Raw genomic sequence first — 15819 nt, forward strand, 5'->3', positions numbered from 1 at the left:
TTCCACCGGTGAAAGCGTACTCATGTCAGCTATCTTCGGCGGGACAATTCAATACTCGGTCAAGATCGGGTAAAGCCACGCTGCCTGCAGTTCGTTGTCCGGCCCCAACCTCCCGTGACCTCGATGGATGTCTACCAGCTACTGCGCCGGTCCTCACCGATTGGTGCGCTAGCAAGGCCTTGTCGTGCTGGGCTCGTCCAGATACCGAACATCCGTGTTCATCCGACCGTTTACGGTTGGTACCTATGGACAGCGGCCGGAGTGACTCCGCCTTCACCTGGCAGGGCCGGCGCGAACTGGTGAGCCGGATGCATGACCAGCTCGATGAGCTGGTGGCGGCGCGTGACCAGATGGAACAACTGGTGCGGGTCATCGTCGAGATCGGCTCCGATCTGGACCTGGAGGTCACGCTGCAACGTGTCCTCAAAGCCGCGATGGAGCTGACCGGTGCCCGCTACGCGGCCCTCGGCATCCACGCAGCCGACGGCACCCTCGTTTCTTTCGTGTACGCGGGGATCGACGCTGAGACTGCACGGCGGCTCGGCGATCTTCCGGTCGGCGATGGCCTGCGCGTCGACGATCTGAATTCCCATCCCGCGACCCGCGTGTTGCCCGGACACGACCCGCCGATGCATGCGCTCCTCGGCATCCCGATCACCGTGCGGGCGGCCAACTTCGGCAGCCTGTACCTGGCCGACGACCGGCCGGACCGTGTCTTCTCCAACTCGCAGGAAGGTGCCGTGCGCGCCATGGCCACGGCCGCGGCCGCCGCCATCGACAACGCCCGACTCTTCGAGCGCGAGCGCGAATCGGCGAAATGGACGAAGGCCAGCCGCGAGATCACCACCGCGCTGCTGTCCGGCGATCCGCAGACAGGGCCGTTGCAGCTCATCGTGAACCGGGCGCTGGAGCTGGCCGGCGCCGAGCAGGCCATTCTGCTGGTTCCCCGGGAGGCCGATTTGCCCGTCGACCAAGTCGACGCCCTGGTCGTGGCCGCGACCGCGGGCCGGTACTCCTCGGAGGTGATCGGCCGACAGGTTCCGATGGACGGCTCGACCACCGGTGGCGTGGCCCGGCGCGGGCTGCCGCTGATCACCGATTCCTTCCAATACCCGATCGAGGGCTTCACCGATGTCGGTGAACGTTCGGCGATCGTCATGCCGCTGATCGCGGACGACGCGGTGCTCGGCGTCATCGCCGTCGCGCGCGACCCGCACCAGCCGGTGTTCGGCAGCGACTACCTCGAACTGGTCAGCGACTTCGCCCGGCACGCGGCGATCGCCCTGGCGTTGGCGGCGGGCCGCGAACACGCGCTCAACCAGGAACTCGCCGAAGCCGACACCGTCGATGACGCGGTGAAAGCCGCCGCGGAGGAACTGCGCCGGCTCTGGCGGGCACGCCGCGTCCTGGCCGTCACCTTCCCGAGGCAGACGTCGTCCTCCCTGGACACCACCTTCGGTGCACCGCAGGTGGTGTCTGTCGGCGAACCCGCGCAGTGGGACGACCTGCCATCGGACATCCAGCTGGCGCTCAGATCATTGCGCGACGGCGAGCTGCTGACCCCCAGTGCGACGCAACCCGGAACGGCGGGCATTGCGCTGCAGCATCCCGAGGGCGTGCTCGTGGTCTGGATGGATCTGACGGCGCAGCGCCCGTTCACCCTCGAGGACCAGACCTTGCTCACCGTGCTGGCCGGCCGCCTCGGCCAGGGTTTGCAGCGGGTGCACCAGGTCGATCAGCAGCGCGAGACCGCGCTGGCCCTACAGCACGCCATCCTGGGGCCCGCGGATCTGCCCCACGGGTTCGCGGTGCGCTACCAGGCCGCGACGCGGCCCCTCCAGGTGGGCGGTGACTGGTACGACATCGTCGATCTGGATGACGGGCGCATCGCGTTGATCGTCGGTGACTGCGTCGGTCACGGCCTCGCCGCCGCCACCGTGATGGGCCAGGTGCGTAGCGCCTGTCGCGCTCTGCTGTTCGAAAACCCAAGTCCTGGTGCAGCGCTCGCGGGGATGGACCGCTTCGCTGCACGGCTGCCCGGTGCGCAGTGCACCACCGCGGTCTGCGCGGTGCTCACCCCTGAGACCGGTGAACTGGTCTACTCCAGCGCCGGTCATCCGCCGCCCATCCTGGTGCACGGTGACGGCAGCACCCAGATACTCGACGAGGGTCACACCATCGCGTTGGGGATACGGGGCAACTGGATTCGACCGGAGGCCCGTGTGACCATCCCGGCGCGTTCGACGCTGGTGCTCTACACCGACGGTCTGGTCGAACGCCGCCGGGTTCCGCTGGATCACGGCATCTCCCGTGTCGCCGGCGTCGCCCAGGATTCGCGCGCATTGACCCTGGAGGATCTGGCCAATCAGGTCATGTCCCGCGTCGCGCCTTTCGGCGGGTACCAGGACGACGTCGTGCTGCTGCTCTACCGCCACCCGGCCCCGTTAGAGCTGAAGTTTCCCGCCGACATCGGTCAACTTGCGCCCGCCCGCACTGCCTTGCGCAACTGGCTGACCCGGGCCCGGTTGGACGCCGACCAAACCTTGAACGTGCTCGTTGCCGCCGGGGAAGCCGTCGCCAACGCCATCGAGCACGGTCACCGTCATAGGCCGCAGGGCACGATTCGCCTGGGAGCGGTCGCACTCGGTGACGAGGTCCAGTTGACCATCACCGACACGGGCACGTGGAAGGCTCCGCAACGGTCTTCCCACCCGGATCGCGGCCGCGGGATTCCGCTGATGCGAAGTCTGATGCACGATGTCGACATCCGGCCCGACACCGACGGAACCACAGTGCACCTATCCACGAGGATCACCTGATGACCACCCCGCTCACGCTCGACACCGCGCGCGGCAGCGGCGGGAAGTTCGTGCTGGTCGTCGCGGGGGAAATCGACCTGAGCAATATCGATGCGTTCAATCTGGCGTTGGCCAGCGCCGCGACCGAGGCCACCGGCGGCGACGAGACGTTGCTCGTTGACCTCAGCGCCGTGGAGTACCTGGACAGCGCCGCGATCAGCGTCCTCGCCAGCCACGCCGACCATATCGAGATCGTCGCCCACCCGATCCTGATGCCCGTCCTCAGGATAAGCGGCCTGAGCGAGCTGACTAGCGTTCAAGCCGCGCCGACAGCGGGGCAGTGACGCACCAAGAACATCAAGTTCGCATCGAAGTGATTCTTGCTCGCAACGCGACGCTCGGACTGGCGAACTGGCTGAACGGCGGGGCGCGGGAACTCCACGTGCCCGCCAGTCGTTATACCGGCTAAGTAACCTGGTGATTCCGAGGGGGACAACAGCCGCATGCCACGCACAGACAACGACACCTGGGATTTGGCGACCAGTGTGGGCGCGACCGCGACGATGGTCGCAGCCGCACGAGCCATCGCGACCAACGCCGACAACCCGCTGATCGAAGACCGCTTCGCCGAGCCGCTGGTTCGTGCCGTCGGGGTGGACTTCTTCACTCGCTGGGTCTCCGGCGACCTGGTGGCCGCCGACGTCGACGACCACGAATCGGGCTGGAAGCTCGAACACATGCCCGCCGCGATGGCCGCCCGGACCCGATTCTTCGACTCGTTCTTCCACGCCGCGACGCAGGCCGGGATCCGGCAGGCCGTGATTCTGGCATCGGGCCTCGACGCGCGGGCCTACCGGTTGGCGTGGCCGGCCGACACGACCGTGTTCGAGATCGACCAGCCGCAGGTGATCGAATTCAAGGCCGCCGCGCTGGCCCAGCTGGGCGCCGCACCCCAGGCCGAGCTGCGCACGGTCGCCGTCGACCTGCGCAATGACTGGCCAAAGGCGTTGACAGAGGCCGGCTTTGACAAGAGCCAGCCCACGGCATGGATCGCGGAGGGCCTCTTCGGGTACCTGCCGCCGGAGGCGCAAGATCGCCTGCTGGACAACATCACCGCACTCAGCGCTGACGGCAGCCGGCTGGCGTGCGAAGCTATTCCAGATATGTCCGAGGCAGACACGGAGAAAGCCCAGGAGATGATGCAACGGGCCACCGCGAAATGGCGTGAGCATGGCTTCGACCTGGAATTCGGCGAGCTCGGCTATCAGGGCGAGCGCAATGACGTCGCCGCCTATCTGGACAACCTGGGATGGCAGTCGGACGGCATTCGGATGACTGAGCTGTTGGCCGACTCCGGTCTCGATGCGATCCGGCAGACCAACGACTCGGTGTCGGTGGCCGACACCATCTACTACAGCTCGGTGCTGAGTAAATGACGGCACCGCAGCGGCGGGGGCTCAACGAGGCCGTTACGCGGATATGGAGCTTCCTGGCGCCGGCATACGATCTGCCCTTCCTGCAACAGTGGGTGTACCGGCCTCCGCACAACGAGGTGATAGCCCAGCTGCGCAACCACGGCGCGCGCAAGATCGCCGATATCGCCTGCGGTACCGGCATTTTGAGCGACCGGATCCAGCGTGAACTGCAGCCCGACGAGATCTATGGCGTCGACATGTCCGACGGCATGCTCGGTCAGGCTCGTGCCAGGTCGAATCGGGTGCAGTGGCTGCGTGGCCCGGCCGAGCAGCTTCCGTTTGACGACGGCGCCCTCGATGCCGTTGTGACGACTTCGGCCTTCCACTTCTTCGACCAGCCGGCGGCATTGCGTGAATTCCATCGTGTGCTGGCGCCCGGCGGCCTGGTGGCCGTTTCGGCGCTGAGTACGCGGCAACCGCGGCTGCAGTCCGCCGCGGGCTCTCGGTGGAAGCCGCAACACAACGCATCCGCGCCCGAGATGCGGACGCTGTTCGAAAACGCCGGGTTCGTGATCACCGATCAACACCGGGTCCCGCGACCGGTGTGGACGGCGCTCGTGCCCGACCTGTTGACTGTCGGCACGAAAAGCTGAGCGCCGTGTCGGGCGTGAAAACCGCTCGGCGCCAAAGCCATACAACCGACAACGCCCGCTTCGCCAATCGGCGAAGCGGGCGTCTTGTCAGCTATCGATCACAGCGGGATCCACACTCCGAAGAGCCAGAAGCCCCACTGGTTGAAACCGGGATCCCAGATTGGGGTTTCCTGGTAGCCCCAGTAGTTGATCGGGCCGTAGTCCCAGCGCCCACCGGGCGGGGGAAGCGGTCGATCCCATGCCGGCCGCGGCGGCTCGCCTGCGCCCCACGGTCCGGGTCCGTCGCCCCACGGTGCGCCATGGAAGTAGCCGCGCTGGCCGTCTCCATGCCATGGGCCACCGGGGTGAGGATCCGGTCCACCGAATCCGCCGGGAGCACCGGGGTGATTGCCAGGGCCACCAGGCCCGCCGGGGTGGTCGCCGGGTCCGCCCGGGCCACCTGGGCCGCCGGGATGGTCGCCGGGTCCGCCCGGGCCACCGGGGCCGCCGGGGTGATCACCAGGCCCGCCGGGGCCGCCCGGGTGACCGGGTCCACCGGGCGGCGGTCCGCCAGGGCCACCGGGGCCGCCGGGGTGATCACCGGGGCCGCCGGGACCACCCGGGCCACCGGGACCGCCAGGATCGTTGGGACCGGTGGGCGCGTGGCCACCGCCAGGCGCCGCCGGCCCGCCATGATTACCCGGAGGCTGTGGCGCCCCGGGAGCAGCGTTGGCAAGCCCGGCGCCCATTCCCAGGGCCGCAGCGCTGAGCGCGCCGGCGATGGTCACCCCTCCGACAAGTTGCTTCAACTTCATGATGCTTCACCTATCCACTAGGGATTTTTGCAAGGAAGTTCCTTGGAACACCCCCCTTTACACCCCCGACGCTAAATAGCCTTCCTATGGACTAGCTGTGACTCGCCCATGCAGAGCTTTTGGCCAGGCACTCCACCCAACGGTGGTGTGCCACACATCACCGCGGGGGCGCAGCGGCTGCCGCACCCCCCGGCACCAGGCGTTTTGGCCGCGGATCGAGGCGTTTTTCTGCCGGCGTGCGGGCCGGTTTGGGAAGGCTATGTTGGCTAGTCGGCCAGGGTTTTCCTCTATATGGTTGCGCCCGTGCCGAGTGCGTCACATCCGCACGAACCCCACGTCGGTTCGGTGTCGTCGAAGCTGAATTGGCTGCGCGCGGCCGTCCTGGGCGCCAATGACGGGATCGTCTCCACCGCGGGCATCGTCGTGGGGGTCGCGGCGGCCACCGCCGAACGCGCCCCCATATTGACCGCCGGCAGCGCCGGACTGGTCGCCGGAGCGGTGTCGATGGCGCTGGGTGAATACGTCTCCGTGAGCACCCAGCGCGACACCGAGAAGGCGCTGTTGAGCCAGGAGCGTCGCGAACTGCGTGATGATCCCATCGCGGAACTGGATGAGCTCGCCGTGCTGTACGAGGCGAAGGGCCTGACGCCGGCGACCGCGCGTACCGTGGCCGAGGAACTCACCGACCACAATCCGCTGCTCGCCCACGCCGAGGTCGAACTCGGCATCAACCCCGACGAGCTGACGAACCCCTGGCAGGCGGCATCCTCGTCGGCGCTCTCGTTCGCGATTGGTGCCCTGTTGCCGTTGATCGCGATCCTGGCTCCGCCCACGACGTGGCGGGTCCCGGTCACCGTCGCGGCGGTACTGATCGCGCTGGTGATCACCGGTGCGGTCTCCGCCGGTTTGGGCGGAGCGCCGAAGGGCCGCGCAATGCTGCGCAACGCCATTGGTGGCAGTCTTGCGTTGGCGGTCACGTACGCGATCGGTCATCTGGTGGGCGCCGCACTCGGCTGACGTCCGGCGACTGGAAGCGCAACTGTAACATCGACAGTTGCGGTCCTCAGCAGAGCCCGCGAATCCCATCACGCGGAGGGTCATGCAGTGGCCGAGCCCAATATCGTGCCGGAAGAAGCTCAATGGGCAGAATCGGTGCCGTACTTTGAGCGCGACGAAAAATACTTCGTGCCAACCAAAATCGCGCGCGGCGGATGGGGTCCATCGCTCAGCGGCCATGTCGTCGGCGGACTCTTGGCGTGGGCGGTCGAGGAGGCGGTTCAGGACCCGCAACTGCAACCGGCGCGGTTGACCGTCGATCTGCCCCGGCCAACGGCGTTGGCGCCGCTCGAGGTGCACACGCAGGTCCGACAGGACCGGCGCCGGTTGCGGCTGGTCGAGACCGTGATCATCCAAGACGACGCCCCGGTGGCGCAGGCGAGCGCGCTGTTTCTGCGGCGCGGCGCGCAGCCCGAGGGCCACGTCTGGTCACCGCCGGTGCAGATGCCCCCGATCCCGCTGGACGAGGCCTACTCGACGCTGTTCATGCGAACCTACGGCTGGGGCGCCGATGTGCAGAACCCCGATCCCGACTGGCCCCAGACCGATGGCCCGAAATACACGTGGATACACGAGACGCGCCCGTTGATCGACGACGAACCGCTCACCGCCTTCACCCGAGTGGCGATGGCCGGTGATATCACGGCCTCGATTGCCAACTGGGGCACCAACTCCCTGCAGTTCATCAATGTCGACTACACGCTCACGCTCAGCCGGCTGCCCGAGGGCGACCATATCGGGCTCGCCTCGCTGACGCATCACAGTCACGACGGGGTGGCCAGCGGCTCGGCGGTCCTGGTGGACGCGAAGGGGCCGATCGGCACCGGCGTGTCCGTCGCGATCGCGCACTCGGGATTTCGACCGCCCTCCACCGATCCGTCAGCCGGGTGAGGGCGGAAGGGTAGGCACGGTGACGTTCTGGGCATTGATTGCCGATGCGGCGCAGCGGGGATCGAGCCGGCCGCTTCTCGCCGACGAGTACGGGCGCAGCCTGACCGCGCGTCAGCTGCACGATGCCGCGTGCGCGACCGCCGCCGCCCTGGCCGAACGTGGCATTGGCCCGGGAACCGTCGTGTCCTGGCAGCTGCCCACCACGCTGGAAACCATGGTGGTGATGGCCGCACTGACGCGACTCGGTGCGGTGCAGAACCCCATCATCCCGATACTGCGGGAAAGCGAGGTCGGCTTCATCACCGGCCAGCTGGACACCGAATTCTTTGTGGCCCCGGAGCTTTGGCGCGGATTCGATCACGGTGGGCTGGCTCGGGGATTATCGGCGGGCAGGGGCTTCGAGGTCATCACCCTCGACCTGGCAACGCCGCCAACCGCCGGCCGGCTGCGGCTGCCCGGCGCCGGCGCCGCCGAGGCCCTCCCCGCGCCACCGGCATCCGCCGCCGACGCTCGCTGGATCTACTACTCCTCGGGAACCACGGCGGCCCCCAAGGGGATCCGTCATACCGACACGTCCGTCATCGCCGGCTCGGCGGGAGTGGTGGGCATGGTGGGGGCCAACAGCAGCGACGTGGATCCGATCGCCTTCCCGATCGCGCATATCGGCGGGGCCGCGATGCTGGCCACCGCGTTGCTGACCGGTATGCGGTTGGCCCTGTTCGAGGCCTTCGACCCGGCCACCACGCCGTGGGCCATCGCCGCGCACAATCCGACCTTCCTGGGCACCGCGACCCCATTCTTCGTCGCCTTTCTCGAAGCCCAACGCGCCCAGGGTGATCGGCCGCTGTTTCCCTCGGTCCGGGGCTGCCTGGCCGGAGGCGCACCCGTCACCGCCGAACTGGGGCGCCAGGTCCGCGAGACCTTCGGCCTGGCCGGAATCGCCAACGCCTGGGGGATGACCGAGTTTCCGTGCGCGACTTCGCCCCCACTGACCGCAGCGCCCGAGGTGCTCGACCATACCGTTGGGCCGCCGGTACCGGGGGTCCAGGTCCGCGCGGTCGACAGCCACGGCGTCGAGCTGGGCGCCGGACAAGAAGGGGAGCTGCGGCTCAAGGGACCCCAGTGCTTCCTGGGCTACGCCGACCCGACGCTTGACGCCGACGCGTTCGACGGCGACGGCTGGTTGCGCACAGGCGATCTGGGCCTGATCGATGCCAATGGCAATGTCCGCGTCACCGGCCGCACCAAGGACGCGATCATCCGCAATGCCGAAAACATCTCGGCCCTCGAAATCGAGAATGCGCTCGCCACCCATCCCGCCGTGGCCGATGTCGCCGTCATCGGGATTCCCGACCCGCGCACCGGCGAACGCGTCTGCGCCGTCGTGGTACCCGCGACGGACGACGGTCTGTCATTGGAATCCCTTGTGCGACACTGTCAATCACGAGGGCTCAGCCGATACAAGCACCCCGAGCACCTGGTGGTCGTCGACACGCTGCCGCGCAACCAATTCGGCAAGGTGATCAAAAAGGACCTGCGGCAGGCATTCGGGTAAGCAGGGACTCGATAGCGCATGCGCTAGCACGTTTCACGACGTCAGCATGGTGCCAACAGCGCCGGCCCCTACAGCCCCTTGGGCGCGTCGCGGACGGCCTGCACCGCCGCGGCATCACCGTCGAATTCGACCTGCGCCTGTCGCCCCACGGCGAACAGCAGTAACTCCTCGGGCGCCCCGGTGACCGTCACCGCCGGCCCCTGACCGGCGGTGAGCACCGTCTTGCCCTCAGAGGTACGCAACGCCACCCGGCCGGGCACCTTCGCGAGGGTGAGCCGGGCCATCAACGGCAGGGTGCGCCGCAGCATCTTGCCCAGGGCGGGCTCCAGGGAGCGCGGCTGCCAGCTCGGCTGCGCGCGGCGGACGTCCTCGTGGTGGATGAACATCTCGGCAACATTGGCCACCGGGTCGAGCAATTTGAACGGCGAGTAGACCGGCGGGCCGGCGGCGAGCTTGCCGACCAGCTCGTCCCAGTCGTTCTGCTCGGCCACCTGGTTCTGCACCTTCTCGGTGTGAGACGCGAGGAAGGGGATCAGGATGCCGGGCGCCGCATCGGGGCGGTACTCGCGGATCACCAGGTGGGCGGCCAGGTCCCGGGTCTTCCATCCCTCGCACAGGGTGGGCGCGTCCGGCCCGACGCCGCGCATGGTTTCCACAAGGGCGGCACGTTCGCGTTGAGCAACAGACATGCGTTCAGCCTAGAGCCGGTCGCCCGCGAAGAGGACGGGTCCACCGGACACCAGTGATCGGCGGCTCGGTAAATTTGAAACGTCATGCTGTCGAAGGGAATCTCATGAGCGCGCACGTCGAGCAGTTGGAGTTTCAGGCAGAGGCTCGGCAACTGCTGGATCTGATGGTCCACTCCGTCTACTCCAACAAGGACTCGTTCCTGCGGGAGCTGATCTCCAATGCTTCCGACGCCTTGGACAAGCTGCGGCTGGAGGCGTTCCGCAACAAGGACCTCGACGTCGACACCTCCGACCTGCACATCGAGATCGACGTGGACAAGCATGCGCGCGTCCTGACCATCCGCGACAACGGCATCGGGATGACCCGAGCCGAAGTGATCGATCTGATCGGCACGCTGGCCAAGTCCGGCACCGCCGAGCTGCGCAAGCAACTACGAGAGGCGCAGAACGCCGCCGCCTCCCAGGAACTCATCGGTCAGTTCGGTATCGGTTTCTATTCCAGCTTCATGGTCGCCGACAAGGTCGAACTGCTCACTCGCAAGGCCGGCGAGAGCGACGCGACCAAGTGGGAATCGAGCGGCGAGGGCACCTACACCATCGAATCGGTCGACGACGCCCCGCAGGGGACGTCGGTCGTCCTGCACCTCAAGCCCGAGGACGCCGAGGACGAGCTGCACGACTACACCGCGGAGTTCAAGATCAGGAGCCTGGTCAAGAGGTACTCCGACTTCATCGCCTGGCCCATCCGGATGGAGGTCGAACGTCGCACCCCCGCCACCGAGGAGGGCGGCGAGGAGACCGTCACTATCGAGACCGAGACGCTCAACTCGATGAAGGCCCTGTGGGCCAGGCCCAAAGAAGAGGTCTCCGAGGAGGAGTACAAGGAGTTCTACAAGCACATCGGGCACGCCTGGGACGACCCGCTCGAGGTCATCGCGATGCGGGCGGAGGGCACCTTCGAGTACCAGGCGCTGCTGTTCATCCCGTCGCACGCGCCGTTCGACCTGTTCAACCGGGACGGCCAGACCGGGATCCAGCTGTACGTCAAGCGCGTGTTCATCATGGGCGACTGCGACGAGCTCATGCCGGAATACCTGCGCTTCGTCAAGGGCGTCGTTGACGCGCAGGACATGTCGCTCAACGTGTCGCGCGAGATCCTGCAACAGGATCGGCAGATCAAGGCCATCCGGCGGCGGTTGACCAAGAAGGTGCTCGCCACGATCAAGGATCTGCAGTCCGAGCGCCCGGAGGACTACCGCACCTTCTGGACCCAATTCGGCCGGGTCGTCAAGGAAGGCCTGCTGTCGGACTTCGACAACCAGGAGACGCTGCTGCAGATCTCCTCCTTCGCCTCGACGCACAGCGAGGAGGAGGCCACCACGCTCGCCCAGTACGTCGAGCGGATGAAGGAGGGCCAGACGCAGATCTTCTACGCCACGGGGGAGTCGCGTCAGCAGATCCTGAAGTCGCCGCACCTCGAGGCGTTCAAGGCCAAGGGCTATGAGGTGCTCCTGCTCACCGATCCGGTCGACGAGGTCTGGGTGGGCACGGTGACGGAGTTCGACGGCAAGCCGCTGCAGTCCATCGCCAAAGGCGAGGTGGACCTCAGCGCGGACGGCGACGAGAGCGAGGCCGAGCGTGAGGAGCAGCAGAAGGAATTCGCCGACCTGCTCGCCTGGCTGAAGTACACCTTGACCGACCACGTCAAGGAGGTCCGGCTGTCAACCCGCCTGACGGACTCGCCGGCCTGCCTGATCACCGACGCCTTCGGGATCACACCGGCGCTCGCGCGCATGTACCGCGCTTCCGGGCAGGACATTCCGGTGGGCAAGCGGATCCTCGAACTCAACCCCAACCACCCGCTCGTCACCGGCCTGCGCCGAGCCCACCAGGACCGCAGCGACGACCCCTCGGTCGCGGAGACCGCGGAATTGCTCTACGGCACAGCACTTCTTGCCGAAGGCGGCGCGCTCGACGATCCGGCAAGGTTTGCCGAGATACTCGCCGACCGGTTAGCTCGCACGGTGTAACCCGGCGTTTACCCGCAAATGGGCCATTTTCGGGATTGAAAACTCGCTGGCAGGGATACTTATATCCCATGCCTGAGTTTCGCGTTATCGACCCACATGGCCGGGTCGTCGCGACGAAGAATTTTGCCAACGCGGAGGCCGCGTACGCCTGGTTCGTCAACTCCGTTGGCGGCAATACCGAGCTGGGTTGGCGCATGGAGGTCAACGACGACGGGCGATGGGCGTTCTTCGATGACACCGAAGGCTTCACCGCGCCGGTGAGCCACCGGCCAACCAAACGGTGAAAGTCGCGTCAGAAGTCTTTGTCGAAAAGCTCGGATCGATTTTGGTGGTCAGCGCCGCCAGTCCCTGACGCTGCGATGACGTTCGCCGCAATGGCGGGTCGCTTGCCGTCGCGAACATCGAGAATGCTTCGCGCCGCGGCGAGTTCGATTAGGCGGCGCACCTCGCGGACGGCCGAACCCAGGTGGGGAGTGAACACGGTGCGGTCGTGCGCGAGCAGATCGGCAGGAATGTCTCGCGGACGATCTCGATCTGAACAGTCCTCAAAAGCGAAGACGTCGGCGGCATAGCCGCCCAGGTGACCTGCCACCAATGAACGAGCGACGGCATCTTCGTCGACCACTGACCCGCGGCCGACGTTGACCAACAGCGCCCCTTGGGGAAGCCGCGCCAGTGCCGCCGGTCCGATGAGGTGGCGGGTGTGGTCGGTGAGCGGCGCCGTGACCACCACGGCGGTACTGTCCGCCACCAGGTTCTCGAACGTAACCGCTCGCACGCTGAGCTTTTTCTCGTCCGCGACTGATAGCGGCTTCGGATCGGTATACAGCAGTCGTGTGTCGAATGCGCGCAGTCGATCCGCTACCGCGCGTCCGACGGCGCCCATGCCCACGATTCCGACCTGCCTGCCGGCCAGGCCGCCACCATAAAGTTCGGGTCGCCAGCCGCGATGTTGACCCGACCGGACGACGCTGTCGCCGGCGAGAAAGTGGCGGTCCAGCGCGATCAACAGGCCGACGGCGAGATCGGCAGTCGGCCCGGTGAGCAGGTCTTCGACATAGCTGACCCAGATGCCACGTGCCGTGCACGCGTCGAGATCGATGTTGTCGTAGCCCTTGAGCGCCCCGGCCACTATCCGCAGCCGAGGACTGTGCTGTAGCAACTCCGCGTCGATGTGGTCGGGCATGAACACCATCAGCGCATCGGCATTGCGGCATCTGCTGAGCAACTCGGTTCGGGTGAGGCTGTTCGGTGTTTGGTTCGCGGACACCTCGCACGACTGCCCCAACAGGTCAAGCACGTCCGCCTGAACCCGATGGGTGATGACGACCCGAAACGGCTGTGGGTGAATCGAATTCATGCGAATCGGCTTCTCATCCAGCCGCTCAGACCATCCACGATTGTGACCGTTCCCAAGATGACCAGCATGATGGCGCAAACCTGCCGGTACTCCAGTACCCGCAAAGCGGCCATGAGTTGGAAGCCGATGCCGCCGGCGCCAACCAGCCCGAGCACGGTCGAGGCCCGAAAGTTATACTCCCAGCGATAGATTGACACGCCAGCCAATTGCGGCAGCACTTGCGGCAGAAACCCGTGCGCGATCACCTGGGCGGGTCGCGCGCCCACCGCGCGTGCGGCTTCAACCGGGGCCGGGCTGACCTGTTCGATGGCTTCGGCATAGAACTTGCCCACCATGCCTACCGAGTGGAGTCCGAGCGCCAGTACCCCGGGCAAGGCCCCGAATCCGACGGCGGCTACGAATACGATCCCCATGATGAGTTCAGGTACCGCGCGAAGACCGTTCAGAATCGTTCTGGCGACGTGGTACACCACTGGGTGCGGCGTTGTATTGCGCGCGGCGGCGAGTCCAAGCGGAAACGACAGGACGATCGCGATGAAGGTTCCCGCGACGCTCATCGCCACGGTGTCCAGGAGTGGCGCGACCCAGGATCCGGCGCGGCTGAAGTCCGGCGGCCACATCTCACCGATCAGCGAAAACAGGGCCGGAACCCCGTCGCCGAGCCGGCGAGCGTCCAAAAGTCCGACATAGGCGCAGCAACCGAGCACGACCACAGCGACCGCGACAACAACCAAGATGAAACGGACACGTCGGCGTTGCTCGAGGCGCACGATGGCCGCGTAATCGGCGTTCAAGGCCTCCGGGTTCAGCCGAACGCGTCGCGCTGCGACCGTCATCGGCTGAGCGAAGAAAGGTCAATGCCCAGCTGTGTGCTCAGCTGACGGACCACGTCGTAGTCCGCGTCGGTCACTGGCGCAAATGCGACCGCCTTGAATGGCTTGAGCACCACCGGATCCTGAAGGGTCAAAAAGGCATTCGTGACGGAGGCCTTGAGCGTCGGGTCCAGATCGCTTCGCATCGTCCAGGGATAGTTCGGGTATGGCTTCGACTCGGCGACGACCCTCACCTTGGCCGCATCGATCGTGCCCTTTTGCACCAAGGTCTCAAAGATCGGTTTGCTGATACCACCGCCTGCGGCATTGCCGTTCTGCACCGCTAAAGCGACCGCGTCGTGAGCGCCCACGAACTGCTCCTGATAGTTCTGACCGGCCCGCAAACCCTGGTCTGCCAGCATCGATTTCGGAATGAGGTGGCTCGAGGTGCTCGCCGGGTCCCCGTAGGCCATCGTTTTACCCTTGATGTCGGCAATTGTGTTTATGCCCTGGTTGACATTGCCGATCACCAGCGCGTGATAGACGGGCGGTCCACCGCGCTGCTCGACGACGGCGGCAAAGGGTTCGATGCTGGAGTCTTTCGATCGTGCCAGCACATAAGACAAGGGGCCGAAGTAGGCCAGCTCCAGCCGTCCATGCCGCATCGCCTCGATCATCGACGAGTAATCCGTGGTGACCACCAACTCGATCTGCTTACCGAGTTTCGATTGCAGGTAATTCTTCAACGGCTGGTTGTTCTGGATGACTGTGTTGGCATTTTCGTCGGGCAGCAATGCAACTCGCAGTAATGACGGGTTAGGCGCCGTCTGGCTATGGGAGCTCCCACAACCGGCGAGAACGATCGCCAACAGTGCGATTACCAAGATGCGCGCGGCCTTCATCAGGATTCCTTTGCGGTCGGGACTGTCGGGGAGCTGTCAGCGCGGTGATAAATCCGGTCGATCTGGGCGGAGTTGATTTGGTTAGGCGGTGCGTCGGCGATCACGCGGCCGGCTGACAGCCCGACTATGCGATCGGCAAAGCGTCGGGCCAGCTCGACCTGGTGCAGACTGACCACGGCGGTGATGCCATCCTGTCGGCAGATTTCGCGGAGCATGCTCAAGACGCTGATCGCGGTTTCCGGGTCGAGGCTGGCCACCGGCTCGTCGGCGAGGACAATGTCGGGTTGCTGGGTCAGCGCCCGGGCGATCCCGACCCGCTGTTGCTCGCCGCCGCTGAGTCGATCCGCGCGGACCATGGCTTTTGATAACAGTCCGACGCGATCGAGAGCCGCCAGCGCACGGTATGTCTCAGTGTCGTTTATCCGCCAAAATCCATGCAGGACACTGGTTGATGCCACGCACCCGAGCAGGGCATTGTGCAAGGCGGTGTGACGACCGATCAATTGATGTTGTTGAAAAATCATGCCGGTACGTCGCCGGTGCACACGGACCCTCGAGCTGCTGTCAAGCGGGCCGATACCCGCTACCTCAATGAAGCCGCTGGTCGGGACCACCAAATGGTTCATGCATCGCAGCAGAGTCGACTTGCCCGCCCCTGACGGGCCAAGCAGGACGGTGAAGCTGCCCGCTGGGAATCCGAGTGTCAACGGGTGCAACGCGGTCGTGGCCTCGTAACGCACACTCACGTCGTATAGCTGGATCACAGTCCTCCAAGACCCCGCTCGAGCGCGTTCAAATTGACACCGAACCCGGCGACGTGCTTACGCTACTCGACAAGTGCAACTCGAAACACCCTCTTGCCGA

15 protein-coding genes are annotated in these 15819 nt (G+C 66.0%); 9 read left to right on the forward strand and 6 right to left on the reverse strand.

Annotation, left to right across the window (positions count from 1 at the left end):
* Positions 1–245: 245 nt before the first annotated feature.
* The 4 genes from A5760_RS25635 (at position 246) to A5760_RS25650 (ending at position 4866) form a co-directional block, all read left to right on the forward strand.
* On the forward strand, positions 246–2819 hold the full coding sequence (locus A5760_RS25635) for a SpoIIE family protein phosphatase (protein WP_064886105.1): 2574 nt from the start codon (positions 246–248) through the stop codon (positions 2817–2819).
* Positions 2819–3142 (forward strand): STAS domain-containing protein, encoded by a 324-nt coding sequence (locus tag A5760_RS25640; RefSeq protein WP_064886107.1) that lies wholly within the window; start codon positions 2819–2821, stop codon positions 3140–3142. Before A5760_RS25635 ends, A5760_RS25640 begins: the two co-directional genes overlap by 1 nt.
* Before the next feature lie 159 nt (positions 3143–3301).
* The gene (locus A5760_RS25645) at positions 3302–4234 is read left to right on the forward strand and encodes a class I SAM-dependent methyltransferase (RefSeq protein ID WP_064886110.1); all 933 of its coding nucleotides are present in this window, start codon (positions 3302–3304) and stop codon (positions 4232–4234) included.
* The gene (locus tag A5760_RS25650; protein WP_064886111.1) at positions 4231–4866 is read left to right on the forward strand and encodes a class I SAM-dependent methyltransferase; all 636 of its coding nucleotides are present in this window, start codon (positions 4231–4233) and stop codon (positions 4864–4866) included. Before A5760_RS25645 ends, A5760_RS25650 begins: the two co-directional genes overlap by 4 nt.
* Before the next feature lie 98 nt (positions 4867–4964).
* Here the strand turns inward: A5760_RS25650 and A5760_RS27490 are convergent, their stop codons facing one another.
* The gene (locus A5760_RS27490) at positions 4965–5660 is read right to left on the reverse strand and encodes a chitin-binding protein (protein WP_082279628.1); all 696 of its coding nucleotides are present in this window, start codon (positions 5658–5660) and stop codon (positions 4965–4967) included.
* A gap of 303 nt (positions 5661–5963) precedes the next feature.
* On the opposite strand from A5760_RS27490, the gene A5760_RS25660 reads away from it, so the two are divergent.
* The 3 genes from A5760_RS25660 to A5760_RS25670 all read left to right on the forward strand — a co-directional run bounded on the left by A5760_RS25660 (position 5964) and on the right by A5760_RS25670 (position 9162).
* On the forward strand, positions 5964–6677 hold the full coding sequence (locus tag A5760_RS25660; RefSeq protein ID WP_064886176.1) for a VIT1/CCC1 transporter family protein: 714 nt from the start codon (positions 5964–5966) through the stop codon (positions 6675–6677).
* 87 nt (positions 6678–6764) lie between these two features.
* Positions 6765–7607, forward strand: coding sequence for a thioesterase family protein (locus tag A5760_RS25665; protein WP_064886114.1), 843 nt, complete (start codon positions 6765–6767; stop codon positions 7605–7607).
* Between the two features lie 19 nt (positions 7608–7626).
* A complete protein-coding gene (locus A5760_RS25670; RefSeq protein ID WP_064886115.1) occupies positions 7627–9162 on the forward strand; it encodes a class I adenylate-forming enzyme family protein in 1536 nt (511 codons plus the stop codon).
* A gap of 68 nt (positions 9163–9230) precedes the next feature.
* Here the strand turns inward: A5760_RS25670 and A5760_RS25675 are convergent, their stop codons facing one another.
* Positions 9231–9851, reverse strand: coding sequence for a TIGR03085 family metal-binding protein (locus A5760_RS25675; RefSeq protein ID WP_064886117.1), 621 nt, complete (start codon positions 9849–9851; stop codon positions 9231–9233).
* Positions 9852–9955: 104 nt separating this feature from the next.
* Here A5760_RS25675 and htpG point away from each other — a divergent pair, with 104 nt between their 5' ends.
* Both htpG and A5760_RS25685 read left to right on the forward strand, forming a co-directional pair.
* Positions 9956–11881, forward strand: coding sequence for a molecular chaperone HtpG (gene htpG, locus A5760_RS25680; protein ID WP_064886119.1), 1926 nt, complete (start codon positions 9956–9958; stop codon positions 11879–11881).
* A 68-nt stretch (positions 11882–11949) separates the two neighbouring features.
* Complete coding sequence (locus tag A5760_RS25685; RefSeq protein ID WP_064886120.1) at positions 11950–12165, forward strand: hypothetical protein; 216 nt, start codon at positions 11950–11952, stop codon at positions 12163–12165.
* Positions 12166–12173: 8 nt separating this feature from the next.
* Here the strand turns inward: A5760_RS25685 and A5760_RS25690 are convergent, their stop codons facing one another.
* Genes A5760_RS25690 through phnC form a run of 4 tightly spaced genes read right to left on the reverse strand, consistent with a single transcriptional unit; the run spans position 12174 to position 15719 of the window.
* Positions 12174–13241: a phosphonate dehydrogenase gene (locus A5760_RS25690; RefSeq protein ID WP_064886126.1), complete on the reverse strand. Its 1068-nt coding sequence runs from the start codon at positions 13239–13241 to the stop codon at positions 12174–12176.
* Positions 13238–14035 carry a phosphonate ABC transporter, permease protein PhnE gene (phnE, locus tag A5760_RS25695; protein ID WP_064886177.1) on the reverse strand — a complete coding sequence of 266 codons (798 nt, stop codon included), beginning with the start codon at positions 14033–14035 and terminating at the stop codon, positions 13238–13240. Before phnE ends, A5760_RS25690 begins: the two co-directional genes overlap by 4 nt.
* A 38-nt stretch (positions 14036–14073) precedes the next feature.
* Positions 14074–14955 (reverse strand): phosphate/phosphite/phosphonate ABC transporter substrate-binding protein, encoded by an 882-nt coding sequence (gene phnD, locus A5760_RS25700; protein WP_064886128.1) that lies wholly within the window; start codon positions 14953–14955, stop codon positions 14074–14076.
* The gene (phnC, locus tag A5760_RS25705) at positions 14955–15719 is read right to left on the reverse strand and encodes a phosphonate ABC transporter ATP-binding protein (RefSeq protein ID WP_064886130.1); all 765 of its coding nucleotides are present in this window, start codon (positions 15717–15719) and stop codon (positions 14955–14957) included. Before phnC ends, phnD begins: the two co-directional genes overlap by 1 nt.
* Positions 15720–15819 lie beyond the last annotated feature (100 nt).

The organism is Mycobacterium colombiense (assembly GCF_001665835.1).
In the GTDB taxonomy this organism is placed as follows: domain Bacteria; phylum Actinomycetota; class Actinomycetes; order Mycobacteriales; family Mycobacteriaceae; genus Mycobacterium; species Mycobacterium colombiense_A.

Excerpts from the sequence above, each read along its gene's own strand:
- A5760_RS27490 (WP_082279628.1), bottom strand. The coding sequence starts at position 5,660 with ATGAAGTTGAAGCAACTTGTCGGAGGGGTGACCATCGCCGGCGCGCTC.
- htpG (WP_064886119.1), top strand. The coding sequence starts at position 9,956 with ATGAGCGCGCACGTCGAGCAGTTGGAGTTTCAGGCAGAGGCTCGGCAA.
- A5760_RS25645 (WP_064886110.1), top strand. The coding sequence starts at position 3,302 with ATGCCACGCACAGACAACGACACCTGGGATTTGGCGACCAGTGTGGGC.
- A5760_RS25675 (WP_064886117.1), bottom strand. The coding sequence starts at position 9,851 with ATGTCTGTTGCTCAACGCGAACGTGCCGCCCTTGTGGAAACCATGCGC.
- A5760_RS25635 (WP_064886105.1), top strand. The coding sequence starts at position 246 with ATGGACAGCGGCCGGAGTGACTCCGCCTTCACCTGGCAGGGCCGGCGC.
- phnD (WP_064886128.1), bottom strand. The coding sequence starts at position 14,955 with ATGAAGGCCGCGCGCATCTTGGTAATCGCACTGTTGGCGATCGTTCTC.
- A5760_RS25690 (WP_064886126.1), bottom strand. The coding sequence starts at position 13,241 with ATGAATTCGATTCACCCACAGCCGTTTCGGGTCGTCATCACCCATCGG.
- A5760_RS25685 (WP_064886120.1), top strand. The coding sequence starts at position 11,950 with ATGCCTGAGTTTCGCGTTATCGACCCACATGGCCGGGTCGTCGCGACG.
- A5760_RS25640 (WP_064886107.1), top strand. The coding sequence starts at position 2,819 with ATGACCACCCCGCTCACGCTCGACACCGCGCGCGGCAGCGGCGGGAAG.
- A5760_RS25650 (WP_064886111.1), top strand. The coding sequence starts at position 4,231 with ATGACGGCACCGCAGCGGCGGGGGCTCAACGAGGCCGTTACGCGGATA.